A 24,636-nucleotide genomic window follows, 5' to 3' on the forward strand; every position below is an offset into this window, starting at 1 on the left:
ATGATTCGCTTTGAACACGTCAGCAAGGCCTATCTCGGTGGGAGACAAGCGCTGCAGGGGGTCACATTCCACCTGCAGCCGGGCGAGATGGCATTCCTGACCGGCCATTCCGGCGCGGGGAAAAGTACCCTGCTCAAGCTTATCTGTGGGATCGAGCGGCCAAGCGCCGGGAAAATCTTTTTCGGCGGCCATGAGATCAGCCGCCTGAAAAACCGCGAAGTGCCGTTCCTGCGTCGTCAGATCGGCATGATTTTCCAGGATCACCACCTGCTGATGGATCGCACCGTTTTCGATAACGTGGCCATTCCGCTGATTATTGCCGGCGCCAGCTATGATGATATCCGCCGTCGCGTTTCCGCGGCGCTGGATAAGGTCGGGCTGCTGGACAAAGCGAAGAACTTCCCGATCCAGCTCTCCGGCGGTGAACAGCAGCGCGTGGGTATCGCCCGTGCGGTGGTGAACAAGCCTGCGGTGTTGCTGGCGGATGAACCGACCGGTAACCTGGACGATGCCCTGTCAGAAGGGATTTTGCGTCTGTTTGAGGAGTTTAACCGCGTGGGGGTTACCGTATTGATGGCGACGCACGACATCGGGCTGATTTCCCGTCGTTCGTACCGCATGCTGACCCTGAGCGACGGTCATTTGCACGGAGGCCACGGTGAATAAGCGTGATGCAATAAACCAGATTCGGCAGTTCGGGAACCGGTTTGACCGTTTCCGTAAGCCGCAGGGCGGGGGTGACGGCAATCGTAATGCGCCGAAGCGCCAGAAGGCCGCGCCAAAGCCAGCCTCCCGTAAAACCAACGTGTTTAATGAGCAGGTGCGCTACGCGTTCCACGGCGCGCTGCAGGACCTGAAAAGCAAACCGCTGGCGACGTTCCTGACGGTGATGGTGATCGCCATCTCCCTCACGCTGCCAAGCGTCTGCTATATGGTCTATAAAAACGTCAACCAGGCGGCGTCGCAGTATTATCCGTCTCCGCAGATCACGGTCTATCTGGATAAAGCGCTCGACGATAACGCGGCGGCGCAGGTGGTTGGGCAAATTCAGGCCGAGCAGGGCGTGGAGAAGGTCAATTATCTCTCACGTGAAGACGCGCTGGGCGAGTTCAGGAACTGGTCTGGCTTTGGCGGCGCGCTGGATATGCTCGAGGAGAACCCGCTGCCCGCCGTGGCGGTGGTGATCCCGAAGCTGGATTTCCAGGGGACAGATTCGCTTAACACCCTGCGCGATCGCATCACGCGCATTAAGGGGATTGATGAAGTGCGCATGGATGACAGCTGGTTTGCGCGTCTCTCTGCTCTGACCGGGCTGGTAGGCCGCGTCGCGGCGATGATTGGCGTGCTGATGGTGGCGGCGGTCTTCCTCGTCATCGGCAACAGCGTTCGTCTGAGCATCTTCGCCCGTCGCGACACCATCAACGTGCAGAAACTGATTGGTGCGACAGATGGCTTCATCCTCCGACCGTTCCTTTACGGTGGCGCACTGCTCGGTTTTTCCGGCGCATTTCTTTCACTGATATTGTCAGAAATTTTGGTGATGCGGCTTTCCTCTGCCGTGACTGAAGTGGCGCAGGTTTTCGGAACGAAGTTTGATATCAGTGGTTTAGGGTTCGATGAGTGCCTGTTGTTGCTGCTGGTGTGTTCGATGATTGGGTGGGTGGCAGCGTGGCTGGCAACCGTTCAACATTTACGTCACTTTACTCCCGACTAATAAAAGCGTGATATAATCTTTCCCTGCACCGAGATGTTCGCTCTGCAGGGAAAGCGTCCCTGTTGTCTCTTCCCCTGTTATCATCTCCATGTCACATTTTGTGCGTAATTTATTCACCGTTGCACCTGGAACTTGTGGATAAAATCACTGTCTGATAAAAGAGTGAATGCTAATCTCGTTGCTCAAACGCTTTGGCATGGTTGTTGCCTGACGGGGACAACCTGGACCAGAAGAAACACTGAGAGGAATGAATGACCAAAGAAATGCAAACTTTAGCTTTAGCCCCTGTTGGTAACCTGGAATCTTACATCCGGGCTGCGAACACCTGGCCGATGTTAACGGCCGAGGAAGAAAAGGAGCTTGCTGAAAAGCTGCATTACCAGGGCGATCTGGAAGCAGCGAAAAAGCTGATCCTGTCTCACCTGCGCTTTGTTGTTCACATTGCTCGTAATTATGCGGGCTATGGCCTGCCGCAGGCGGACTTGATTCAGGAAGGTAACATCGGCCTGATGAAGGCTGTGCGTCGCTTTAACCCGGAAGTGGGTGTGCGACTCGTCTCCTTCGCCGTACACTGGATCAAAGCAGAAATTCATGAATACGTGCTGCGCAACTGGCGTATCGTGAAAGTCGCCACGACAAAAGCGCAACGCAAACTGTTCTTCAACCTGCGTAAAACTAAGCAGCGTCTGGGCTGGTTCAATCAGGATGAAGTGGAAATGGTGGCGCGCGAGCTGGGCGTATCCAGCAAAGACGTGCGTGAGATGGAATCCCGTATGGCCGCGCAGGACATGACCTTTGATATGTCCTCCGACGACGACGCATCCGACAGCCAGCCAATGGCACCGGTTCTGTATCTGCAGGATAAAACCTCTAACTTTGCTGACGGCATCGAAGAGGATAACTGGGAAGATCAGGCCGCGAACAAGCTGAGCTATGCGATGGAAGGCCTCGACGAACGTAGCCAGGATATTATCCGCGCCCGCTGGCTGGACGAAGACAACAAGTCCACGCTGCAGGAGCTGGCCGACCGCTACGGCGTCTCTGCGGAACGTGTCCGTCAGCTTGAAAAGAACGCCATGAAAAAACTTCGCGCTGCTATCGAAGCGTAATTTCCGCGAAGTATACCGAGAACCCCTGGATGAGAGTCTGGGGGTTTTGTTTTTTTAGCGCCCGCTCTGGCGAATTCCCTCCCCCTGGCAAACACTTACTGATGCGCTAAGCAGGCGACTTTCTCAGGGGGACAGGGTGAAAAACAACGAACTGAACGACCGGCGTTTACAGGCGACGCCTCGCGGCATCGGCGTGATGTGTAACTTCTATGCCGATAAAGCAGAAAACGCCACGGTGTGGGACGTCGAGGGCAATGATTACATCGACTTCGCCGCCGGTATCGCGGTGCTGAATACCGGCCATCGCCATCCCAAAGTCATTTCCGCCATCGAAAAACAACTCCACGCCTTTACCCACACGGCGTACCAGATCGTGCCGTACGAAGGCTACGTGGCGCTTGCCGAGCGCATCAACGCACGGGTGCCCATTGACGGCCCTGCCAAAACGGCGTTCTTCTCGACGGGCGCAGAAGCGGTGGAAAACGCCGTAAAAATTGCCCGCGCCTTTACCAGACGTCCTGGCCTTATCACCTTTGGCGGCGCGTTCCACGGCCGCACCTTTATGACCATGGCGCTGACCGGCAAGGTTGCGCCGTACAAGCTCGGCTTTGGGCCCTTCCCCGGCTCGGTGTATCACGCGCAGTATCCGAATGAACTGCACGGCGTCAGCACCGCTGAGGCGTTAAAAAGCCTGGAACGTATCTTTAAAGCGGATATTGCTCCTGACCAGGTCGCAGCGATCATTCTCGAACCGGTTCAGGGGGAGGGCGGCTTCAACATCGCTCCTGCTGATTTTATGCAGGCGCTGCGCGCCCTGTGCGATATCCACGGCATTTTGCTGATTGCCGACGAGGTGCAAAGCGGCTTCGCCCGCACCGGCAAGCTGTTCTCGATGGAACACCACTGCGTGAAACCGGATCTGATCACCATGGCGAAAAGCCTGGCGGGCGGGATGCCGCTCTCGGCGGTGTCGGGACGTGCTGAGGTGATGGATGCGCCCGCGCCGGGCGGGCTGGGTGGCACCTACGCAGGTAACCCGCTGGCGATTGCGGCGGCGCATGCCGTGCTGGACGTGATTGATGAGGAAGATCTCTGCACGCGATCGGCGCATCTTGGCCATCACCTGGTGGAAGTGCTGAACAAAGCGAAGGAACATTGCCCGTATATCGCGGATATTCGCGCCCAGGGCTCGATGGTGGCGGTTGAGTTTAACGACCCGCAAACGGGCCAGCCTTCGCCAGAATTTACCCGCCAGGTGCAGGAGCGGGCGTTGCAGGAAGGACTGCTTCTTCTGAGCTGCGGCGTCTACGGCAACGTCATTCGTTTCCTGTATCCGCTGACGATTCCCGAAGTGCAGTTCCGTAAAGCGCTGGACATTATCTCCGCCTCGCTGACACGTTAAAGCCATATGCCCGGCGAAAATTCCCGCCGGGCCTGTCATATATTCATTTCAAATTAGCTATTCCAAAATCATAAAAATCGGGTATGTTTTAGCAGAGTATGCTGAAAAAGCGCGAACAGCACACCTATAACTGACATAAAGCGCTGCACAACAACATCACAACAATCGTAATAACCATAATAATGGGGAATCTCAGGATGAACATGAAGGGTAAAGCGTTACTGGCAGGATGTATCGCGTTGGCATTCAGCACCATGGCGCAGGCAGACATTAAAGTGGCTGTGGTTGGCGCCATGTCCGGACCGGTAGCGCAGTACGGCGACCAGGAATTTACCGGCGCTGAGCAGGCGGTTGCAGACATTAATGCTAAGGGCGGTATCAAGGGCGAAAAACTGCAGATCGTAAAATATGATGATGCCTGTGACCCGAAACAAGCGGTCGCGGTCGCGAACAAAGTGGTGAACGACGGGATCAAATACGTTATCGGTCACCTGTGCTCTTCTTCTACTCAGCCCGCGTCTGACATCTACGAAGACGAAGGTATCCTGATGATCACCCCGGCTGCGACCGCACCGGAGCTGACCGCGCGCGGCTACAAGCTGACCCTGCGTACCACCGGTCTGGACTCTGACCAGGGCCCAACCGCGGCGAAATACATCGTTGAAAAAGTGAAGCCGAAGCGCATTGCCATCGTTCATGACAAGCAGCAGTACGGTGAAGGTCTGGCGCGTTCAGTGCAGGACAACCTCAAGAAAGCCAATGCCGACGTGGTGTTCTTCGACGGGATCACCGCCGGTGAGAAAGACTTCTCCACCCTGGTGGCGCGTCTGAAGAAAGAGAATATCGACTTCGTATACTACGGCGGCTACCACCCGGAAATGGGTCAGATCCTGCGCCAGGCGCGCGCAGCGGGTCTGAAAACCCAGTTCATGGGCCCGGAAGGGGTGGCGAACGTTTCTCTGTCGAACATCGCAGGTGAATCCGCTGAAGGCCTGCTGGTGACCAAACCGAAGAACTACGACCAGGTCCCTGCGAACAAACCTATCGTAGATGCCATCAAGGCGAAGAAACAGGATCCAAGCGGCGCGTTCGTCTGGACCACCTATGCGGCGCTGCAGTCTCTGCAGGCGGGCCTGAACCAGTCAGCCGATCCGGCTGAGATTGCCACCTGGCTGAAAGCGAACACGGTTGAGACCGTCATGGGGCCTCTTTCCTGGGACGCGAAGGGCGACCTGAAGGGCTTCGAGTTCGGCGTGTTTGACTGGCATGCTAACGGCACGGCGACCGACGCAAAATAAACGCAAATGGCAACCGTAAGGTTGCCATTTTAGTGTTTGCACCCTCTCCCCGTGGGAGAGGGCTGGGGTGAGGGCATCAGACCGCACAGCACCTCGTAGGCCGGGTAAGGCGCAGCCGCCACCCGGCTTTCTTTTAGCGCTTCTCCCACCCGCTTTCCTGCGCCGTAAAGCCTAACGCCTGCATAAACGCCGCCATCACGTCGCGGTCTTCCACGCCCACGTCGGCCATCCACCAGGAGGTCACGCTCGGGTTTTCGCGGATCACTTCTTCAATTAAATACTGTCCCACGCCGCGACGACGGGTGACGTCACGTACGCGCAGCGAGTCCAGCGCCCCTTCTGTACCGCTCAGGGTGACGCGAACCGCTGCCAGCAGGCGCTCGTTAAAACGCGCGGCATAAATGCGGTGGGTCTCATCCACGCGTAGCGACGAAGGGGAATATTCCGGCCAGATCTTGCCCAGGTCGATATGATCCTGGTCGCTAAAGGTCACCAGACGCACGATAGTCAGTTTCATTAGCTACTTGTCCAAATCAAATTGAGTAGAGGCAGTGTACTCAATTTATTCACTCAGGGGCTTCCTCTTTTTATTCTCATTCGCCAGGTGATTAGTTTTTTGGCAACGCGTTGGGCAGTTTGAAAACACATGGATCGAAAAATACGCAGAATTTTAACCTGATGGGTAGTGATTTATTCGGCGCTTTGTGCCGTTATTTTATGCTGCAAACTGCACTTTTAGTTGTTTATCTCTGCCTGATTTCAGAATATTATCTTTGCTTAATAGCCTGAAAAATAGAGATTTTAGTCTGGTTTTTGACAAAAACCTGCGCTAAACCATTAAAGGCACTGGTAAAAATAGCGTTGTTCATTAAAAGTACAGAATGCTTTTTAACCATAATAAAACAAAATATAAACACGACATCACGAATGGGGATTCAGAGATGAAAAGGAACGCGAAGACGTTAATCGCGGGGATGGTCGCACTGTCGATCTCGCATGCCGCCATGGCGGAGGACATTAAAGTTGCGGTAGTGGGTGCGATGTCCGGCCCTGTTGCCCAGTGGGGTGACATGGAGTTCAACGGTGCGCGCCAGGCCATCAAAGACATCAACGCTAAGGGCGGCATCAAAGGCGACAAGCTGGTGGGCGTAGAATATGACGACGCCTGCGATCCGAAACAGGCCGTCGCGGTCGCTAACAAAATCGTCAACGATGGCATCCAGTATGTGATCGGCCACCTGTGCTCGTCGTCCACCCAGCCCGCGTCTGATATCTACGAAGACGAAGGCATTCTGATGATCACCCCCGGTGCGACCAACCCGGAACTGACCCAGCGCGGCTATCAGCACATTATGCGTACCGCCGGTCTGGATTCCTCTCAGGGGCCAACCGCCGCCAAATACATCCTTGAAACCGTCAAGCCGCAGCGTATCGCCATTATTCATGACAAGCAGCAGTACGGTGAAGGCCTGGCGCGCTCCGTTCAGGACGGCCTGAAAAAAGGCGGCGCAAACATCGTCTTCTTCGACGGGATTACCGCCGGTGAGAAAGACTTCTCCGCGCTGATCGCTCGTCTGCAAAAAGAGAATATCGACTTTGTTTACTACGGCGGCTACTACCCGGAGATGGGGCAGATGCTGCGTCAGGCGCGCGCCACCGGTCTGAAGACCCAATTTATGGGGCCTGAGGGCGTGGGCAATGCCTCCCTGTCAAACATCGCCGGGGATTCTGCCGAAGGCATGCTGGTGACGATGCCAAAACGCTATGACCAGGATCCGGCCAACAAGGCTATCGTGGATGCGCTCAAGGCGCAGAAGAAAGATCCGAGTGGTCCGTACGTCTGGATCACCTACGCCGCCGTGCAGTCTCTGGCCACCGCGCTGGATCGTACCGGCAGCAAAGAACCGCTGGATCTGGTGAAAGATTTAAAAGCACACGGGGCGAACACCGTGATTGGGCCGCTGAACTGGGATGAGAAAGGCGATCTGAAGGGATTTGAGTTTGGTGTCTTTAAGTGGCACGCCGACGGGTCATCCTCGGCCGCCAAATAATTATCCCACCGCCCGGACTGACGGGCGGGTATAAAAAGGTTTGTATATGTCCGAGCAGTTTCTCTATTTCCTGCAGCAGATGTTTAACGGCGTTACGCTGGGAAGCACCTACGCGCTGATCGCCATCGGCTATACGATGGTTTACGGCATTATCGGCATGATCAACTTCGCCCACGGCGAGGTCTACATGATCGGTAGCTACGTCTCCTTTATGATTATTGCTGCCCTGATGATGATGGGCATCGACAGCAGCTGGCTGCTGGTCGCCGCCGGGTTTGTCGGCGCGATTGTGATTGCCAGCGCCTACGGCTGGAGCATCGAGCGCGTGGCCTACCGGCCGGTGCGCAGCTCCAAACGCCTGATCGCGCTGATTTCCGCCATCGGGATGTCGATCTTCCTGCAAAACTACGTCAGCCTGACCGAAGGCTCGCGCGACGTGGCGCTGCCAAGCCTGTTTAACGGCCAGTGGATTGTGGGGGCCAGCGAAAACTTCGCGGCCTCTATCACTACCATGCAGCTGGTTATCTGGGTCGTGACCTTTATTGCGATGCTTGCCCTGACGCTGTTCATCCGCTACTCGCGGATGGGACGCGCCTGCCGCGCATGCGCAGAAGACCTGAAGATGGCGAGCCTGCTCGGGATCAACACCGACCGCGTGATTGCCCTGACCTTCGTGATTGGCGCCGCGATGGCGGCCGTCGCAGGTGTCCTGCTCGGCCAGTTCTACGGCGTAATCAACCCGTACATCGGCTTTATGGCCGGGATGAAAGCCTTTACCGCGGCGGTGCTGGGCGGTATCGGCAGTATTCCGGGCGCGATGATTGGCGGCCTGATCCTGGGCGTGGCGGAAGCGCTCTCCTCGGCGTATCTGAGCACGGAATATAAAGATGTGGTGTCGTTTGCCCTGCTGATTCTGGTTCTGCTGGTCATGCCTACCGGCATTCTGGGCCGTCCGGAGGTAGAGAAAGTATGAAACCGATGCATTTTGCAATGGCGTTGCTCTCTGCCGCCATGTTCTTCGTGCTGGCAGGCGTCTTTATGGGCGTCCAGTTAGGTCTGGATGGGACGAAGCTGGTGGTGGATACCGCCCCCGACATCCGCTGGCAGTGGGTATTTATCGGCACTGCCGTGGTGTTCCTGTTCCAGCTGCTGCGTCCGCTGTTCCAGAAGTCGCTGAAAAACGTCTCCGGGCCGAAATTCGTTCTGCCAGCCATCGACGGGTCTACCGTTAAGCAGAAGCTGTTCCTCGTGGCGCTGCTGGTGGCTGCCGTGGCGTGGCCGTTTGTGGTCTCTCGTGGCACCGTGGATATCGCTACCCTGACCATGATCTACGTGATCCTCGGTCTCGGTCTGAACGTGGTGGTGGGGCTCTCTGGCCTGCTGGTGCTGGGCTACGGCGGCTTCTACGCCATCGGCGCCTACACCTTCGCGCTGCTGAACCACTATTACGGCCTCGGCTTCTGGACCTGTCTGCCGCTGGCGGGGCTGGTCTCAGCCGCGGCAGGCTTCCTGCTCGGTTTCCCGGTACTGCGCCTGCGCGGTGACTACCTGGCGATTGTAACCTTAGGCTTTGGCGAAATCGTCCGTATCCTGCTGCTGAACAACACCGAAGTGACCGGCGGCCCGAACGGCATCAGCCAGATCCCGAAACCAACCTTCTTTGGCCTGGAGTTCAGCCGTACCGCCCGCGAAGGCGGCTGGGACACCTTCAGTAACTTCTTCGGCGTGAAGTATGACCCGTCCGACCGCGTCATCTGGCTCTATCTGGTGGCGCTGCTGCTGGTGGTGATTACCCTGTTCGTGATTAACCGCCTGCTGCGCATGCCGCTGGGCCGCGCGTGGGAAGCGCTGCGCGAAGATGAGATTGCCTGCCGTTCCCTGGGCCTGAACCCGACCCGCATCAAGCTGACCGCGTTCACCATCAGCGCCGCGTTTGCCGGTTTCGCCGGGACGCTGTTTGCCGCGCGTCAGGGCTTCGTCAGCCCGGAATCGTTCACCTTTGCCGAATCCGCTTTTGTGCTGGCGATTGTGGTGCTCGGCGGGATGGGCTCGCAGTTTGCCGTTATCCTCGCGGCCATCCTGCTGGTGGTCTCGCGCGAGCTGATGCGCGACTTTAACGAATACAGCATGTTAATGCTGGGTGGTTTGATGGTGCTGATGATGATCTGGCGTCCGCAGGGCTTGCTGCCGATGACCCGTCCACAGCTGAAGCTGAAGAACGGGCAAGCGAAAGGAGAGCAGGCATGAGTCAGCCATTATTATCCGTTAACGGTCTGATGATGCGTTTTGGCGGCCTGCTGGCGGTCAACAATGTGTCACTGGATCTGCACAAGAAAGAGATTGTCTCCCTGATTGGCCCGAACGGCGCGGGGAAAACCACGGTATTTAACTGCCTGACCGGTTTTTACAAGCCGACGGGCGGCACCATCATGCTGCGCGACAAGCATCTTGAAGGGCTGCCTGGCCAGCAGATTGCCCGCATGGGCGTGGTGCGTACCTTCCAGCACGTACGTCTGTTCCGCGAAATGACGGTGATTGAGAACCTGCTGGTCGCGCAGCATCAGCAGCTGAAAACCGGGCTGTTCTCCGGCCTGCTGAAAACCCCGGCCTTCCGCCGCGCCCAGGATGAAGCGCTCGATCGCGCCGCCACCTGGCTCGACCGCATTGGCCTGTTGCAGCACGCCAACCGTCAGGCGAGCAACCTGGCCTACGGCGACCAGCGTCGTCTGGAGATTGTGCGCTGCATGGTGACCCAGCCGGAGATCCTCATGCTCGACGAACCGGCGGCGGGCCTCAACCCGAAAGAGACCAAAGAGCTGGACGAGCTGATTGCCGAACTGCGCGATCACCACGACACCACCATTCTGCTGATTGAGCACGACATGAAGCTGGTAATGGGTATTTCCGACCGTATCTACGTGGTTAACCAGGGTACGCCGCTGGCAAACGGCACGCCGGAAGAGATCCGCAACAACCCGGACGTGATCCGCGCATACCTGGGTGAGGCATAAGATGGAAAAAGCGATGTTAACGTTCGACAAGGTCAACGCGCACTACGGCAAGATCCAGGCGCTGCACGATGTCAGCCTGCATATCAATCAGGGTGAAATCGTTACCCTGATTGGCGCCAACGGCGCGGGCAAAACCACGCTGCTCGGCACCCTGTGCGGCGACCCGCGCGCCACCAGCGGGCGGATTGTGTTTGATGGCAAAGACATTACCGACTGGCAGACGGCCAGAATCATGCGTGAGGCGGTGGCGATTGTCCCGGAAGGGCGCCGCGTATTCTCGCGTATGACGGTGGAAGAGAACCTGGCGATGGGCGGTTTCTTCGCCCATCGCGATGAATACCAGACCCGCATCAAGTGGGTGTACGAGCTCTTCCCGCGCCTGTGGGAGCGTCGCATTCAGCGTGCGGGCACCATGTCCGGCGGTGAACAGCAGATGCTGGCAATTGGCCGCGCGCTGATGAGCCAGCCGCGCCTGCTGCTGCTGGACGAGCCGTCGCTCGGTCTTGCGCCGATCATCATCCAGCAGATATTCGACACCATCGAGCAGCTGCGTAAAGAGGGGATGACCATCTTCCTCGTCGAGCAGAACGCCAACCAGGCGCTGAAGCTCGCTGACCGTGGCTACGTGCTGGAGAACGGCCGCGTGGTGCTGGAAGACACCGGCGATGCGCTGCTGGCGAACGAAGCGGTGCGGAGCGCTTACCTGGGCGGCTGAGCCGTCTGTATCGCCCGGTGGCGCTGCGCTTACCGGGCCTACAGGGATCGAGTAGGCCGGGTAAGGCGTAGCCGCCACCCGGCTTTTTTAACCGCTACACCCCTTCACACAACCATCATCCCCCTGACCCTTTACTGTCACTTATCTGTAAACAAACAGTTATTTTTCTGTCATTCGAGCATGTCATGTTACCTCGCGAGCATAAAACGCGTGATATCGCGCATCCGGCACAATAAGAGAGATGACAATGACATCGTTACGACACACAGCTTTGGGTCTGGCACTGGGTCTGGCTTTTGCGACGAACGCAATGGCTGTGACGACCATTCCGTTCTGGCATTCCATGGAAGGGGAGTTGGGTAAAGAAGTTGACTCCCTGGCGCAGCGTTTCAACGACACCCATCCGGATTACAAAATTGTGCCGGTGTACAAAGGTAACTACGAGCAGAGCCTGAGCGCGGGCATCGCCGCCTTCCGTACCGGTAACGCGCCTGCACTGTTACAGGTTTATGAAGTGGGCACCGCCACCATGATGGCCTCCAAAGCTATCAAGCCGGTGTACGAAGTGTTCAAAGAGGCGGGTATCAACTTCGATGAATCCCAGTTTGTGCCGACCGTAGCGGGTTACTACACCGATTCCAAAACCGGGCATCTGCTGTCTCAGCCGTTTAACAGCTCCACGCCGGTGCTGTACTACAACAAAGACGCCTTCAGGAAAGCCGGTTTAGACCCGGAGCAGCCGCCAAAAACCTGGCAGGACCTGGCCGAATACACCGCGAAGCTGAAAGCGGCGGGGATGAAGTGCGGCTACGCCAGCGGCTGGCAGGGCTGGATCCAGATTGAAAACTTCAGCGCCTGGCACGGCCTGCCGGTGGCGACCAAAAACAACGGCTTCGACGGCACCGATGCGGTACTGGAGTTCAACAAGCCGGAGCAGGTGAAGCACATTGCGCTGCTGGAAGAACTCAACAAGAAGGGCGACTTCAGCTACTTCGGGCGTAAAGACGAATCCACCGAGAAGTTCTACAACGGCGACTGCGCCATTACCACCGCCTCGTCCGGCTCGCTGGCGGATATCCGTCACTACGCCAAATTCAACTACGGCGTGGGCATGATGCCGTACGACGCTGACGTGAAGGGCGCGCCACAGAACGCCATCATCGGCGGGGCGAGCCTGTGGGTGATGCAGGGTAAAGACAAGGGCACCTATAAAGGCGTGGCCGAATTCCTCGACTTCCTGGCGAAGCCGGAAAACGCTGCCGAATGGCACCAGAAGACCGGCTACCTGCCGATCACCAAAGCCGCGTATGACCTGACCCGCGAGCAGGGCTTCTACAGCAAGAACCCAGGCGCGGATATCGCGACGCGTCAGATGCTGAACAAGCCGCCGTTGCCGTTCACCAAAGGCCTGCGCCTGGGCAACATGCCACAGATCCGCACCATCGTGGATGAAGAGCTGGAAAGCGTGTGGACCGGGAAGAAAACGCCACAGCAGGCGCTGGATTCCGCAGTAGAGCGCGGGAATCAGCTGCTGCGCCGCTTTGAGCAGTCGACGAAATCGTAATCCGTGATTCGCCCGGTGACGCGTAGCGATCCGGGCCTACGGGGATCGTGCGGGCTGATGCCCTCACCCCAACCCTCTCCCACGGGGAGAGGGAGAAATATTTGTAGGCCGGGTAAGGCGCAGCCGCCACCCGGCATTGCTCAGGAACCCAATCTCAATGTCATCATCCCGTCCGGTGTTCCGTTCCCGCTGGCTGCCGTACCTGTTGGTCGCGCCTCAGCTGGTCATCACCGTTATCTTCTTTATCTGGCCTGCGGGCGAAGCGCTGTGGTACTCGGTGCAAAGCGTCGATCCGTTTGGGCTCTCCAGCCAGTTTGTCGGGCTGGACAACTTTACCGCGCTGTTCCATGACAGCTACTACCTGGACGCCTTCTGGACGACGATGAAGTTCAGCGCGCTGGTCACCGTCAGCGGCCTTGTCGCCTCGCTGTTTTTCGCCGCGCTGGTGGACTACGTGGTGCGCGGCAGTCGTATTTATCAGACCCTGATGCTGCTGCCGTACGCCGTGGCACCCGCCGTCGCTGCCGTACTGTGGATTTTCCTATTTAACCCCGGTCGCGGGCTGATTACCCATTTCCTGGCAGAGTTCGGCTACGACTGGAACCACGCCCAGAACAGCGGTCAGGCGATGTTCCTGGTGGTGTTCGCCTCGGTGTGGAAGCAGATCAGCTACAACTTCCTGTTCTTCTTTGCCGCGCTGCAGTCCATTCCCCGTTCGCTGGTGGAAGCCGCCGCGATTGACGGCGCTGGGCCAATTCGTCGCTTCTTCAGACTGTCGCTGCCGCTGATCGCCCCGGTGAGCTTCTTCCTGCTGGTGGTTAACCTCGTGTACGCCTTCTTCGACACCTTCCCGGTAATCGATGCGGCCACCGCAGGCGGCCCGGTGCAGGCGACCACGACGCTTATCTACAAGATCTACCGCGAAGGTTTCGCCGGGCTGGATCTCTCCGCCTCCGCCGCGCAGTCGGTGGTGCTGATGTTCCTCGTCATCATCCTCACGGTGGTGCAGTTCCGTTATGTCGAAAGTAAGGTGCGCTACCAATGATTGAGAACCGTCGCGGGCTGACGATTTTCAGCCACACCATGCTGATTCTGGGGATTATCGTCATCCTGTTTCCACTGTACGTGGCCTTTGTCGCCGCCACGCTGGACACCAAAGCGGTGTTCGACACGCCGATGACGCTGATCCCAGGCACACATCTGTTCGAGAACATGAAAACCATCTGGACCCAGGGCGTGGGCGCCAACAGCGCGCCGTTCTGGCTGATGATGCTCAATAGCTTCATCATGGCGTTCGGCATTACGGTCGGCAAAATTACGGTGTCGATGCTCTCGGCCTTCGCCATCGTCTGGTTCCGTTTTCCGCTGCGCAACCTGTTTTTCTGGATGATTTTTATCACCCTGATGTTGCCGGTGGAGGTGCGTATCTTCCCGACGGTGGAAGTGATCGCCAACCTGAAGATGCTCGACAGCTACGCGGGCTTGACCCTGCCGCTGATGGCCTCGGCGACCGCCACCTTCCTGTTCCGCCAGTTCTTTATGACCCTGCCGGACGAGCTGATTGAAGCGGCGCGCATCGACGGCGCCTCGCCGATGCGCTTCTTCCGCGACATCGTGCTGCCGCTGTCGAAAACCAACCTTGCGGCGCTGTTTGTGATCACCTTTATCTACGGCTGGAACCAGTACCTGTGGCCGCTGCTGATTATTCAGGACGTCAATCTCGGCACCGCCGTGGCGGGCATCAAAGGCATGATTGCCACCGGCGAAGGCACCACCCTCTGGAACCAGGTGATGGCGGCGATGCTGCTGACCCTTATCCCACCCGTAGTCATTGTTTTAGCCATGCAGCGCGCGTTTGTCCGCGGCCTGGTCGATAGCGAGAAATAAGATGGCAGGTTTAAAACTTCAGGCAGTAACCAAAAGCTGGGACGGCAAAACCCAGGTGATTCAGCCGCTCACGCTCGACGTGGCGGACGGGGAGTTTATCGTGATGGTCGGCCCGTCCGGCTGTGGCAAATCCACCCTGTTGCGCATGGTGGCGGGGCTGGAGCGCGTGACCTCCGGGGATATCTGGATTGACCGCCAGCGCGTCACCGAGATGGAGCCGAAAGACAGAGGCATCGCGATGGTCTTCCAGAACTACGCTCTCTATCCGCACATGAGCGTGGAGGAGAACATGGCCTGGGGGCTGAAAATCCGCGGCATGGGCAAAGGCCATATCGAGGAGCGCGTGAAAGAAGCCGCCCGTATTCTGGAGCTGGACGGCCTGCTCAAGCGCCGCCCGCGCGAGCTTTCCGGCGGCCAGCGCCAGCGCGTAGCGATGGGGCGCGCCATCGTGCGCGACCCGGCGGTATTTCTGTTCGACGAGCCGCTGTCTAACCTCGACGCCAAGCTGCGCGTGCAGATGCGTCTTGAGCTGCAGCAATTGCACCGTCGTCTGAAAACCACATCGCTGTACGTTACCCACGATCAGGTCGAAGCCATGACCCTCGCCCAGCGCGTGATGGTGATGAACAAAGGCGTTGCCGAGCAGATTGGTACCCCCGTGGAAGTCTACGAGAAACCAGCCACCCGTTTCGTGGCGAGCTTTATCGGCAGCCCGGCGATGAACCTGCTGGAAGGGCGCATCAGCAGCGCGGGCTCGCACTTTGAGCTGGAAAGCGGGATGGCATTGCCGATCAACTGGTACTATCGTGGCTACGCCGGGCGTAAGATGACGCTCGGTATCCGCCCGGAACATATCGGTTTAACCACTCAGGCGGAAGGCGGCGTGCCGCTGGTCATGGACACGCTGGAGATGTTGGGTGCAGATAACCTGGCGCACGGGCGCTGGGGCGAACAAAAAATGGTGGTGCGTCTGGCACATCAAGAGCGCCCTAAAGCAGGCAGTACGCTATGGCTACACCTGCCGGAAAATCATCTGCACCTGTTTGACGGTGAAACAGGACAACGAGTATGAGCAACTGGCCTTATCCCCATGTCGTCGCCCACCGGGGCGGCGGTAAGCTGGCGCCGGAGAATACCCTGGCGGCGATCGACGTTGGCGCGCGCTACGGCCACACGATGATCGAGTTCGACGCCAAGCTGTCGAAAGACGGCGAGATTTTCCTGCTGCATGACGATAACCTCGAACGCACCAGCAACGGCTGGGGCGTCGCGGGCGAGCTGCCGTGGCGCGATCTGCTGAAAGTCGACGCCGGAAGCTGGTACAGCGGCGAATTCAAAGGCGAACCGCTGCCGCTGCTAGCGGAAGTGGCCGATCGCTGTCGCCAGCATGGCATGATGGCCAATATTGAAATTAAACCGACCACTGGCACCGGGCCGCTGACGGGCAAAGTCATTGCCCTTGCCGCGCGCGAGTTGTGGGAGGGGATGACCGCGCCGCTGCTGTCATCATTTGAAATCGATGCGCTGGAGGCCGCGCAGGCCGCAGCGCCGGAACTGCCGCGCGGACTGCTGCTGGACGAGTGGCGCGAGGACTGGCGCGAGCTAACGACGCGCTTAGCGTGTGTCTCTATTCATCTTAATCACAAGCTGCTGGATGAGGCGCGGGTGAAGATGCTAAAAGACGCGGGTCTGCGTATTCTGGTTTACACCGTCAATAAACCCCAGCGTGCGGCCGAACTGCTGCGCTGGGGCGTGGACAGCATCTGTACCGATGCGATTGACCTGATCGGCCCGGACTTTAGTTCTGCGGATTAAGCATACTGCCATTCGACTGCGGCGGCAGCATATGCTGCTGTCCGCTGCCTGACGAGGTCATCCCACCTAACATTCCGCCGTTTTTGTTCGGCAACGGCTGCTCGCGCACCTGCCCCTGCTGCACGCGCTGGGTGTTGGCGTTCATCTGATTTTGCAGGCTTTGCTGCTGCATCTGGGTCTGCGTTCTCAGTTGCTGATTCAGCATCCCTTTTTGCTGCTGTTGCTGGCTCATCATCTCGGTCTGCATACGCTGCTGGCTCGGGATAACGTAACCCGGCTGGTTCGGGTTATTCATGGTGTTGAGTGGCTGTGCGAGCGCGGCAAAGGGGATCAGCGCCGTAAGAATCAATAAGCGTTTCATTGTCATTTCCTCCTGTTGAGGTCTCTCTTAAGTTTACCCTGATTTCACCATGACGATGATTTTTTAGGAGTTGTGAACCAGGCTTAAGCGGGGAATATGGATCCCTTCACCTGGAGAACAATAATGATGAAACCAACGTTTTTGCGCTGGGTCGCCCTCGCCGCGCTGATGGCAGGCGGTACATTTAGCGTGGCGGCCAACCCGCCCGCGGCGCCTCCGGTCTCTTACGGCGTGGAGGAAGATGTTTTTCATCCCGTGCGGGCAACCCACGGCATGGTGGCATCCGTGGATGCGCTGGCGACCCGCGTGGGCGTCGATATTCTCAGGCAGGGCGGTAACGCGGTGGATGCGGCGGTCGCCGTCGGCTATGCGCTGGCGGTGACGCACCCGCAGGCGGGGAACCTGGGCGGCGGTGGCTTTATGATGCTGCGCACCAAAGACGGGAAAACCACCGCTATCGACTTCCGTGAAATGGCACCTTCTCAGGCGTCACGGGACATGTTCCTCGATGACCAGGGGAACCCGGACAGTAAAAAATCCCTGACCTCGCATCTCGCGTCCGGCACGCCGGGCACCGTTGCGGGCTTCTCGCTGGCACTGGAAAAATACGGCACGATGCCGCTGAACAAGGTGGTACAGCCTGCTATCAAGCTGGCGCGGGAGGGCTTTGTGGTGAATGACGCGCTGGCAGACGACCTCAAAACCTACGGCAGCGAAGTGATTCCGAATCACGAAAACAGCAAGGCCATCTTCTGGAAAGACGGTGAACCGCTGAAGAAGGGCGATAAGCTGGTGCAGAAGAACCTCGCTAAAAGCCTGGAGCTGATTGCGGAGCACGGTCCGGACGCCTTCTACAAAGGGGCGATTGCCGACCAGATTGCACAAGAGATGCAGAAGAACGGCGGGCTCATCACCAAAGCGGATCTGGCGGACTACAAGGCGGTAGAGCGCGAGCCGATTAGCGGCACCTACCGCGGATACGAGGTCTTCTCCATGCCGCCGCCGTCTTCCGGGGGCATTCACATCGTGCAGATCCTCAACATTCTTGAAAACTTCGATATGCACAAGTTCGGCTTCGGCAGCGCGGATGCCATGCAGGTGATGGCGGAAGCGGAAAAACGCGCCTATGCCGACCGCTCGGAATATCTCGGCGACCCGGACTTCGTGAAGGTGCCGTGGCAGGCGCTGACCAACAAGGCGTATGCCAAATCTATTGCCGATCAGATCGACATCAACAAGGCTAAGCCGTCGAGCGAGATCCGCCCCGGCAAGCTGGCGCCGTATGAAAGCAACCAGACCACCCACTTCTCGGTGGTGGATAAAGACGGTAACGCGGTGGCGGTGACCTATACGCTCAACACGACCTTCGGCACCGGGATTGTGGCGGGTAACAGCGGCATTCTGCTGAATAACGAGATGGATGACTTCTCTGCCAAGCCGGGCGTGCCGAACGTCTACGGGCTGGTCGGCGGCGATGCGAACGCGGTAGGGCCGAAGAAACGCCCGCTGTCGTCCATGTCGCCCACCATCGTAGTGAAAGAGGGCAAAACCTGGCTGGTAACCGGTAGCCCGGGCGGCAGCCGGATTATCACCACCGTATTGCAGATGGTGGTGAACAGCATCGACTTTGGGATGAACGTCGCCGAAGCCACCAACGCCCCGCGATTCCACCACCAGTGGTTGCCGGACGAGCTGCGCGTCGAGAAGGGCTTTAGCCCGGACACCATTAAACTGCTTGAGCAGCGTGGGCAGAAGGTGGCGGTGAAAGAGGCGATGGGCAGCACCCAGAGCATTATGGTGGGGCCGGACGGAGCGCTGTTTGGCGCATCAGATCCGCGTTCGGTGGATGATTTGACGGCGGGGTATTGATTATTCCCCTCACCCTAACCCTCTCCCCATAGGGGAGAGGGGATTGCACGGTGCGGTCTTTTCTCCCTCGCCCCTATGGGGAGAGGGCCGGGGTGAGGGGAGTGTGTCACTTCATTCTCGCCATATAATACGCGTCCACATATTCGCCGTTGCGCAGGGCAAATTTCTTGCCGGTCCCTTCGATTTCAAAACCAAAATTTTTATAGAGGGCAACTGCCGCGGGGTTATCGGCAAAGACCGTCAGTTCGATACGTTCAATGCGCAACCAGTTGTCACACAGGTTGATCATCTCGCTCATGAGCCTGCGGCCTACGCCGCGTCCCTGCATATCCGCAGCCACGCTGATGCCGAATGTGGCAACATGGCTGCGACGCGGGTTTTCCATTACGTCCAGCGCCATATGTCCAATAACGCGCTGGTCCAGACAGGCAACGAGATGGCGCCGGCCTGGTTTTGTCGCAACGCGTTCGTGCCACATTTCCATAGAAGGATGAGGGAGCTGTAGCGTGTCGTGATACACATCAGGATGCGACATGATGTCACGTAAAGCTTCTGCATCGCTGGGTTCGATGTGGCGTATCACTATCTCACTCATTCCTTGTTCCTCAGTCAGTTAAACGTCCCTTCCAACATCAATGACTTTAAAATTTGAGTCAACCGCTATTTTTTGCAAAAAGTATTGGACAAGTGCGAATGAGAATGATTATTATTGCTCTGCATTCAGGAAGACCCCTACGGGAACCTGAAAGCACGACATTGCTCACATTGCTTCCAGTATTACTTTAGCCAGCTTTTAGCTGGCTTTTTTTTTGTTATGGTTAGACTCAGTAACCTTCCAAAAGGACTGAGCTATGACACTACATTGCGCATTTATTGGATTTGGTAAAAGTACGACCCGCTATCACCTGCCGTATGTTCTTAACCGCAAAGACAGCTGGCATGTGGCCCATATCTACCGCCGCCGCGCGAAGCCGGAAGAGCAATCTCCGCAGTATTCCCACATCCACTTCACCAGCGATCTCGATGAGGTGCTTAACGACCCACAGGTGAAGCTGGTGGTTGTCTGCACCCACGCCGACAGCCATTTTGACTATGCCAAACGCGCGCTCAATGCGGGTAAAAACGTGCTGGTAGAAAAGCCGTTCACCCCGACTATTGCCGAAGCGAAAGAGCTGTTCGCGCTGGCGAAAAGCAAAGGCCTGACCGTCACGCCGTATCAGAACCGTCGCTTTGACAGCTGCTTCCTGACGGCGAAAAAAGCGATTGAAAGCGGCAAGCTCGGCAACATCGTGGAAATCGAAAGCCACTTCGATTACTACCGTCCGGTGGCGGAAACGCAACCCGGACTGCCTCAGGATGGTTCGTTCTATGGTCTGGGCGTGCACACCATGGACCAGATCATCTCCCTGTTTGGCCGCCCGGACCACGTGGCGTATGACATTCGCAGCCTGCGCAACAAAGCCAACCCGGACGATACCTTCGAAGCCCAGCTGTTCTACGGCGACCTGAAGGCCATCGTCAAAACCAGCCATCTGGTGAAAATCGACTACCCGAAATTTATCGTTCACGGCACTAAAGGTTCGTTTATCAAATACGGTATCGACCAGCAGGAGACCAGCCTGAAGGCCAATATCATGCCGGGTGAGCCAGGCTTTGCCGCGGACGATTCCGTGGGCGTGCTGGAGTATGTGAACGACGAGGGCGTGACGGTCAAAGAAACGCTGAAGCCGGAAACCGGCGACTATGGCCGCGTCTATGATGCGCTGTTTGAGACCCTCACAAACGGCACGGCGAATTACGTCAAGGAATCTGACGTTCTGACCAACCTCGAAATCCTTGAACGGGCCTTCGAACAGGCTTCTCCTGCCACGATAACCCTCGCAAAATAAGCAAAAACGGCTCCTCTGCACTTGTTCACAATTTTTGAACAGAGGAGTCAATTTTCACCCTCTATGATCCCAGGCCGTTTGCGTCCACACTTACTCCATCGAAACGAACTGAGGGTGAAAACAATGATCTACTTACGCAAAGCAAACGAACGTGGTCACGCGAATCATGGCTGGCTGGACTCATGGCATTCATTCTCGTTTGCCGACTACTACGACCCAAACTTCATGGGCTTCTCAGCACTGCGCGTGATTAACGACGACGTGATTGATGCAGGTCAGGGCTTCGGTACCCACCCGCACAAAGACATGGAAATCCTGACCTATGTGCTGGAAGGCGCGGTTGAGCACCAGGACAGCATGGGCAACAAAGAGCAGGTTCCGGCGGGCGAGTTCCAGATTATGAGCGCGGGTACCGGGGTGCGTCACTCTGAGTACAACCCAAGCAAAACGGAAAAACTGCACCTGTATCAAATCTGGATCATTCCAGAAGAGACTGGCATCACGCCGCGCTACGAGCAGCGCCGCTTCGACGCGAAACAGGGTAAACAGCTGGTGCTCTCCCCGGATGCGCGTGAAGGCTCCCTGAAAGTGCATCAGGATATGGAGCTGTACCGCTGGGCGCTGGCGAAAGATGAACAGTCCGTGCATCAGATTGCCGCTAACCGCCGCGTCTGGATCCAGGTGGTGAAAGGCGACGTGTCCATCAACGGGACCAAAGCGACAACCGCCGATGGTCTGGCCATCTGGGACGAGCAGGCGATCTCCGTGCACGCCGACAGCGAAAGCGAAATTCTGCTGTTTGACCTGCCGCCGGTGTAATAAAACATAAATAAATCCCCATCCTTCCCTTTCACAGGGGAAGGATGGGCTTTGTCCGTGGTAAACTGAGCAAATCTCTCACTTCAAGATTTCTCAGGACGATGAAAAAGAAACGCCCCGTACTTCAGGATGTCGCCGATCGCGTCGGTGTGACCAAAATGACGGTCAGCCGTTTTTTACGTAACCCGGAACAGGTTTCCGTGGCGTTACGTGGCAAGATTGCCGCTGCCCTTGATGAACTGGGTTATATCCCCAACCGCGCGCCCGATATTCTCTCCAATGCGACCAGCCGCGCGGTGGGCGTTCTGCTTCCTTCTTTGACCAACCAGGTTTTCGCCGAAGTATTACGTGGAATCGAAAGCGTTACCGATGCGTTTGGCTACCAGACCATGCTCGCCCACTACGGGTACAAGCCGGAACTCGAAGAGGAACGTCTTGAATCGATGCTTTCCTGGAACATTGACGGCCTGATTTTAACCGAACGTACCCACACTGCCCGCACGCTCAAAATGATTGAAGTGGCCGGTATTCCGGTCGTGGAGCTGATGGACAGCCAGTCGCCGTGCCTCGACATCGCCGTGGGGTTTGATAACTTCGAAGCGGCGCGTCAGATGACGGCGGCCATCATCGCCCGTGGGCATCGTCATATCGCCTATCTGGGTGCGCGTCTTGATGAACGTACTATCATCAAACAGAAGGGATACGAGCAGGCGATGCTCGACGCGAACTTAACCCCGTACAGCGTGATGGTGGAGCAGTCCTCTTCCTATACGTCGGGTATTGAGTTGATGCGTCAGGCACGACGCGAGTATCCGCAACTGGACGGTATTTTCTGTACCAACGATGACCTTGCGGTCGGCGCAGCATTTGAGTGTCAGCGTCTGGGGCTGAAGATCCCTGATGATATGGCGATCGCCGGTTTCCACGGCCACGATATTGGCCAGGTGATGGAGCCGCGTCTGGCGAGCGTCCTGACGCCGCGTGAACGTATGGGCCGCATTGGCGCAGAACGCCTGCTGGCGCGCATTCGTGGCGAGACGGTGACCCCGAAAATGTTAGATTTAGGTTTCACCTTGTCACCGGGTGGATCTATTTGAACTGACAAATTTGAAGTAGCTCACACTTATTCACTTCGCGCACGTTTGGATATTGCTTCTCTTTTGCCCCAGCAGGACAATGTTACCGATAACTGTTACCCGTAACAATTGACTGAGGGACACCCTTTGAGCACGACTAATCACGATCACCACGTCTACGTCCTGATGGGCGTTTCCGGTAGCGGGAAATCAGCCGTGGCCAGCGAAGTGGCGCATCAACTCCAGGCTGCGTTTCTTGATGGCGACTTCCTCCATCCGCGCAGCAACATCATGAAAATGGCCTCCGGCGAGCCGCTGAACGATGACGACCGCAAACCGTGGTTGCAGGCGCTGAATGACGCCGCGTTCGCGATGCAGCGCACCAACAAAGTCTCCCTGATCGTCTGCTCCGCGCTGAAAAAAACCTATCGCGACCTGCTGCGCGACGGCAACCCGAACCTCTCTTTCATCTACCTGAAAGGGGATTTCGAGGTGATTGAAAGCCGCCTGAAGGCGCGCAAAGGTCACTTCTTCAAAACCCAGATGCTGGTAACGCAGTTCGAAGCGCTGCAGGAACCGGGTGAAGACGAGAAAGACGTCTTAGTGGTTGATATCGATCAGTCACTGGAGGGTGTTGTTGCCAGCACCATCGAGGTCATTAATAAAAGGCAGTAAGTTTTGAGTACATTAACGCTAGTTTTGACAGCAGTGGGTTCGGTATTGCTGCTGCTGTTTTTAGTGATGAAGGCGCGTATGCACGCCTTTGTTGCTTTGATGGTGGTTTCTATTGGTGCTGGTCTCTTTTCCGGTATGCCGCTCGACAAGATCGCCGCGACGATGGAAAAAGGGATGGGCGGTACGCTGGGCTTCCTGGCGATTGTGGTCGCGCTGGGCGCGATGTTTGGCAAGATTTTGCACGAGACGGGTGCGGTCGACCAGATTGCCGTCAAGATGCTGAAATCCTTCGGCCACAGCCGTGCGCATTACGCGATTGGTCTGGCCGGTCTGATTTGCGCGCTGCCGCTGTTCTTCGAAGTGGCCGTTGTGCTGCTGATAAGCGTCGCATTCTCCATGGCGCGCCATACCGGTACTAACCTCGTGAAGCTGGTCATTCCGCTGTTTGCGGGCGTGGCGGCGGCTGCGGCGTTTCTGCTGCCGGGACCCGCCCCGATGCTGCTGGCATCCCAGATGCACGCCGACTTTGGCTGGATGATTCTGATTGGCCTGTGCGCGGCAATCCCGGGGATGATTATCGCCGGCCCGCTGTGGGGCAACTTCATCAGCCGTTACGTTGAGCTGCATATTCCGGATGACATCACCGAGCCGCACCTGGGCGAGGGCAAAATGCCATCCTTCGGCTTCAGCCTGTCGCTGATCCTGCTGCCGCTGGTGCTGGTGGGTCTGAAAACCATCGCTGCGCGCTTTGTGCCGGTGGGGTCCACTGCCTACGAGTGGTTTGAGTTCATCGGTCACCCGTTCACGGCGATTCTGGTGGCGTGCCTGGTGGCGATTTACGGCCTGGCGATGCGTCAGGGGATGCCAAAAGACCGGGTGATGGAGATCTGCGGTGCGGCGCTGCAGCCTGCGGGGATTATCCTGCTGGTGATCGGTGCAGGCGGCGTGTTCAAGCAGGTGCTGGTGGATTCCGGCGTGGGCCCGGCTCTGGGTGAAGCGCTGACCGGGATGGGCCTGCCGATTGCGGTGACCTGCTTTGTGCTGGCTGCGGCGGTACGTATCATCCAGGGTTCTGCTACCGTGGCGTGTTTAACCGCCGTGGGTCTGGTGATGCCGGTGATTGAACAGCTGAACTACTCCGGTGCCCAGATGGCTGCGCTTTCTATTTGTATCGCGGGTGGTTCGATTGTGGTCTCTCACGTTAACGACGCCGGCTTCTGGCTGTTCGGTAAGTTTACCGGCGCCACCGAAGCGCAAACCCTGAAAACCTGGACGCTGATGGAAACCATTCTCGGCACGACGGGTGCAATTGTCGGGATGATTGCCTTTACGCTGCTCAGCTAAATGCGGTGATTTAACAAGGCTAAAAATAAGGCCCGGT

The 24,636-nt window shown here is 57.4% G+C and carries 24 protein-coding genes; 21 read left to right on the forward strand and 3 right to left on the reverse strand.

Annotation, left to right across the window (positions count from 1 at the left end; genetic code table 11):
* The 5 genes from ftsE to livJ all read left to right on the forward strand — a co-directional run bounded on the left by ftsE (position 1) and on the right by livJ (position 5,523).
* A complete protein-coding gene (gene ftsE, locus BMW97_RS20980) occupies positions 1-666 on the forward strand; it encodes a cell division ATP-binding protein FtsE (protein ID WP_025758973.1) in 666 nt (221 codons plus the stop codon).
* Positions 659-1,714, forward strand: a complete 1,056-nt coding sequence (ftsX, locus tag BMW97_RS20985) for a permease-like cell division protein FtsX (protein WP_045909157.1) — start codon at positions 659-661, stop codon at positions 1,712-1,714. Before ftsE ends, ftsX begins: the two co-directional genes overlap by 8 nt.
* A gap of 251 nt (positions 1,715-1,965) precedes the next feature.
* The gene (gene rpoH, locus BMW97_RS20990) at positions 1,966-2,823 is read left to right on the forward strand and encodes an RNA polymerase sigma factor RpoH (RefSeq protein ID WP_008500093.1); all 858 of its coding nucleotides are present in this window, start codon (positions 1,966-1,968) and stop codon (positions 2,821-2,823) included.
* Between the two features lie 136 nt (positions 2,824-2,959).
* Positions 2,960-4,225 carry a 4-aminobutyrate--2-oxoglutarate transaminase gene (locus tag BMW97_RS20995; RefSeq protein ID WP_090393120.1) on the forward strand — a complete coding sequence of 422 codons (1,266 nt, stop codon included), beginning with the start codon at positions 2,960-2,962 and terminating at the stop codon, positions 4,223-4,225.
* 197 nt (positions 4,226-4,422) lie between these two features.
* A complete protein-coding gene (livJ, locus tag BMW97_RS21000; protein ID WP_072163886.1) occupies positions 4,423-5,523 on the forward strand; it encodes a branched chain amino acid ABC transporter substrate-binding protein LivJ in 1,101 nt (366 codons plus the stop codon).
* A 133-nt stretch (positions 5,524-5,656) separates the two neighbouring features.
* Here the strand turns inward: livJ and panM are convergent, their stop codons facing one another.
* Positions 5,657-6,040 (reverse strand): aspartate 1-decarboxylase autocleavage activator PanM, encoded by a 384-nt coding sequence (panM, locus tag BMW97_RS21005; protein ID WP_045909159.1) that lies wholly within the window; start codon positions 6,038-6,040, stop codon positions 5,657-5,659.
* A gap of 424 nt (positions 6,041-6,464) precedes the next feature.
* Between panM and livK the strand changes: the two genes are divergently transcribed.
* From livK to ugpQ, 10 genes are all read left to right on the forward strand, one after another.
* Positions 6,465-7,574 carry a high-affinity branched-chain amino acid ABC transporter substrate-binding protein LivK gene (livK, locus tag BMW97_RS21015; protein WP_008500098.1) on the forward strand — a complete coding sequence of 370 codons (1,110 nt, stop codon included), beginning with the start codon at positions 6,465-6,467 and terminating at the stop codon, positions 7,572-7,574.
* Positions 7,575-7,620: 46 nt separating this feature from the next.
* Entirely contained in the window at positions 7,621-8,547 is a 927-nt protein-coding gene (gene livH / locus BMW97_RS21020) for a high-affinity branched-chain amino acid ABC transporter permease LivH (protein ID WP_008500099.1), read from the forward strand.
* Complete coding sequence (gene livM, locus BMW97_RS21025; protein WP_045909161.1) at positions 8,544-9,821, forward strand: branched chain amino acid ABC transporter permease LivM; 1,278 nt, start codon at positions 8,544-8,546, stop codon at positions 9,819-9,821. Before livH ends, livM begins: the two co-directional genes overlap by 4 nt.
* The gene (gene livG, locus BMW97_RS21030; RefSeq protein WP_024906698.1) at positions 9,818-10,585 is read left to right on the forward strand and encodes a high-affinity branched-chain amino acid ABC transporter ATP-binding protein LivG; all 768 of its coding nucleotides are present in this window, start codon (positions 9,818-9,820) and stop codon (positions 10,583-10,585) included. The genes livM and livG overlap by 4 nt, the downstream gene beginning before the upstream one ends.
* 1 nt (position 10,586) lies before the next feature.
* On the forward strand, positions 10,587-11,300 hold the full coding sequence (livF, locus tag BMW97_RS21035) for a high-affinity branched-chain amino acid ABC transporter ATP-binding protein LivF (RefSeq protein WP_008500102.1): 714 nt from the start codon (positions 10,587-10,589) through the stop codon (positions 11,298-11,300).
* Positions 11,301-11,547: 247 nt separating this feature from the next.
* On the forward strand, positions 11,548-12,864 hold the full coding sequence (gene ugpB, locus BMW97_RS21040) for a sn-glycerol-3-phosphate ABC transporter substrate-binding protein UgpB (protein WP_008500103.1): 1,317 nt from the start codon (positions 11,548-11,550) through the stop codon (positions 12,862-12,864).
* 157 nt (positions 12,865-13,021) lie between these two features.
* Positions 13,022-13,909 carry a sn-glycerol-3-phosphate ABC transporter permease UgpA gene (ugpA, locus tag BMW97_RS21045; protein WP_032650577.1) on the forward strand — a complete coding sequence of 296 codons (888 nt, stop codon included), beginning with the start codon at positions 13,022-13,024 and terminating at the stop codon, positions 13,907-13,909.
* The gene (gene ugpE, locus BMW97_RS21050) at positions 13,906-14,751 is read left to right on the forward strand and encodes a sn-glycerol-3-phosphate ABC transporter permease UgpE (RefSeq protein ID WP_013099125.1); all 846 of its coding nucleotides are present in this window, start codon (positions 13,906-13,908) and stop codon (positions 14,749-14,751) included. Before ugpA ends, ugpE begins: the two co-directional genes overlap by 4 nt.
* 1 nt (position 14,752) lies before the next feature.
* Positions 14,753-15,823, forward strand: a complete 1,071-nt coding sequence (locus BMW97_RS21055) for a sn-glycerol-3-phosphate import ATP-binding protein UgpC (protein WP_045909162.1) — start codon at positions 14,753-14,755, stop codon at positions 15,821-15,823.
* Positions 15,820-16,566, forward strand: coding sequence for a glycerophosphodiester phosphodiesterase (ugpQ, locus tag BMW97_RS21060; protein WP_045909163.1), 747 nt, complete (start codon positions 15,820-15,822; stop codon positions 16,564-16,566). The genes BMW97_RS21055 and ugpQ overlap by 4 nt, the downstream gene beginning before the upstream one ends.
* Here the strand turns inward: ugpQ and BMW97_RS21065 are convergent.
* On the reverse strand, positions 16,550-16,927 hold the full coding sequence (locus BMW97_RS21065) for a DUF2756 family protein (RefSeq protein WP_032664701.1): 378 nt from the start codon (positions 16,925-16,927) through the stop codon (positions 16,550-16,552). The two genes, ugpQ and BMW97_RS21065, sit on opposite strands and share 17 nt — an antisense overlap.
* A gap of 123 nt (positions 16,928-17,050) precedes the next feature.
* On the opposite strand from BMW97_RS21065, the gene ggt reads away from it, so the two are divergent.
* Positions 17,051-18,796: a gamma-glutamyltransferase gene (gene ggt / locus BMW97_RS21070; RefSeq protein ID WP_072204957.1), complete on the forward strand. Its 1,746-nt coding sequence runs from the start codon at positions 17,051-17,053 to the stop codon at positions 18,794-18,796.
* Positions 18,797-18,902: 106 nt separating this feature from the next.
* On the opposite strand, the gene yhhY is transcribed toward ggt, so the two are convergent.
* A complete protein-coding gene (yhhY, locus tag BMW97_RS21075; RefSeq protein ID WP_021242744.1) occupies positions 18,903-19,391 on the reverse strand; it encodes an N-acetyltransferase in 489 nt (162 codons plus the stop codon).
* A 256-nt stretch (positions 19,392-19,647) separates the two neighbouring features.
* Here yhhY and BMW97_RS21080 point away from each other — a divergent pair, with 256 nt between their 5' ends.
* The 5 genes from BMW97_RS21080 to gntU all read left to right on the forward strand — a co-directional run bounded on the left by BMW97_RS21080 (position 19,648) and on the right by gntU (position 24,599).
* Positions 19,648-20,685 (forward strand): oxidoreductase, encoded by a 1,038-nt coding sequence (locus BMW97_RS21080; RefSeq protein ID WP_063622868.1) that lies wholly within the window; start codon positions 19,648-19,650, stop codon positions 20,683-20,685.
* Between the two features lie 123 nt (positions 20,686-20,808).
* A complete protein-coding gene (locus BMW97_RS21085) occupies positions 20,809-21,504 on the forward strand; it encodes a pirin family protein (RefSeq protein ID WP_021242746.1) in 696 nt (231 codons plus the stop codon).
* Between the two features lie 101 nt (positions 21,505-21,605).
* Entirely contained in the window at positions 21,606-22,601 is a 996-nt protein-coding gene (gene gntR, locus BMW97_RS21090) for a gluconate operon transcriptional repressor GntR (RefSeq protein ID WP_021242747.1), read from the forward strand.
* Between the two features lie 126 nt (positions 22,602-22,727).
* A complete protein-coding gene (gene gntK, locus BMW97_RS21095) occupies positions 22,728-23,255 on the forward strand; it encodes a gluconokinase (protein WP_008503362.1) in 528 nt (175 codons plus the stop codon).
* Positions 23,256-23,258: 3 nt separating this feature from the next.
* Positions 23,259-24,599, forward strand: coding sequence for a gluconate transporter (gene gntU / locus BMW97_RS21100; RefSeq protein WP_014833577.1), 1,341 nt, complete (start codon positions 23,259-23,261; stop codon positions 24,597-24,599).
* Positions 24,600-24,636: the final 37 nt, after the last annotated feature.

The organism is Enterobacter sp. NFIX58, assembly GCF_900110475.1.
Lineage (GTDB): Bacteria > Pseudomonadota > Gammaproteobacteria > Enterobacterales > Enterobacteriaceae > Enterobacter > Enterobacter quasiroggenkampii.

Excerpts from the sequence above, each read along its gene's own strand:
- ftsE (WP_025758973.1), top strand. The coding sequence starts at position 1 with ATGATTCGCTTTGAACACGTCAGCAAGGCCTATCTCGGTGGGAGACAA.
- rpoH (WP_008500093.1), top strand. The coding sequence starts at position 1,966 with ATGACCAAAGAAATGCAAACTTTAGCTTTAGCCCCTGTTGGTAACCTG.
- livJ (WP_072163886.1), top strand. The coding sequence starts at position 4,423 with ATGAACATGAAGGGTAAAGCGTTACTGGCAGGATGTATCGCGTTGGCA.
- panM (WP_045909159.1), bottom strand. The coding sequence starts at position 6,040 with ATGAAACTGACTATCGTGCGTCTGGTGACCTTTAGCGACCAGGATCAT.
- livK (WP_008500098.1), top strand. The coding sequence starts at position 6,465 with ATGAAAAGGAACGCGAAGACGTTAATCGCGGGGATGGTCGCACTGTCG.
- livH (WP_008500099.1), top strand. The coding sequence starts at position 7,621 with ATGTCCGAGCAGTTTCTCTATTTCCTGCAGCAGATGTTTAACGGCGTT.
- livM (WP_045909161.1), top strand. The coding sequence starts at position 8,544 with ATGAAACCGATGCATTTTGCAATGGCGTTGCTCTCTGCCGCCATGTTC.
- livG (WP_024906698.1), top strand. The coding sequence starts at position 9,818 with ATGAGTCAGCCATTATTATCCGTTAACGGTCTGATGATGCGTTTTGGC.
- livF (WP_008500102.1), top strand. The coding sequence starts at position 10,587 with ATGGAAAAAGCGATGTTAACGTTCGACAAGGTCAACGCGCACTACGGC.
- ugpB (WP_008500103.1), top strand. The coding sequence starts at position 11,548 with ATGACATCGTTACGACACACAGCTTTGGGTCTGGCACTGGGTCTGGCT.
- ugpA (WP_032650577.1), top strand. The coding sequence starts at position 13,022 with ATGTCATCATCCCGTCCGGTGTTCCGTTCCCGCTGGCTGCCGTACCTG.
- ugpE (WP_013099125.1), top strand. The coding sequence starts at position 13,906 with ATGATTGAGAACCGTCGCGGGCTGACGATTTTCAGCCACACCATGCTG.
- BMW97_RS21055 (WP_045909162.1), top strand. The coding sequence starts at position 14,753 with ATGGCAGGTTTAAAACTTCAGGCAGTAACCAAAAGCTGGGACGGCAAA.
- ugpQ (WP_045909163.1), top strand. The coding sequence starts at position 15,820 with ATGAGCAACTGGCCTTATCCCCATGTCGTCGCCCACCGGGGCGGCGGT.
- BMW97_RS21065 (WP_032664701.1), bottom strand. The coding sequence starts at position 16,927 with ATGAAACGCTTATTGATTCTTACGGCGCTGATCCCCTTTGCCGCGCTC.
- ggt (WP_072204957.1), top strand. The coding sequence starts at position 17,051 with ATGATGAAACCAACGTTTTTGCGCTGGGTCGCCCTCGCCGCGCTGATG.
- yhhY (WP_021242744.1), bottom strand. The coding sequence starts at position 19,391 with ATGAGTGAGATAGTGATACGCCACATCGAACCCAGCGATGCAGAAGCT.
- BMW97_RS21080 (WP_063622868.1), top strand. The coding sequence starts at position 19,648 with ATGACACTACATTGCGCATTTATTGGATTTGGTAAAAGTACGACCCGC.
- BMW97_RS21085 (WP_021242746.1), top strand. The coding sequence starts at position 20,809 with ATGATCTACTTACGCAAAGCAAACGAACGTGGTCACGCGAATCATGGC.
- gntR (WP_021242747.1), top strand. The coding sequence starts at position 21,606 with ATGAAAAAGAAACGCCCCGTACTTCAGGATGTCGCCGATCGCGTCGGT.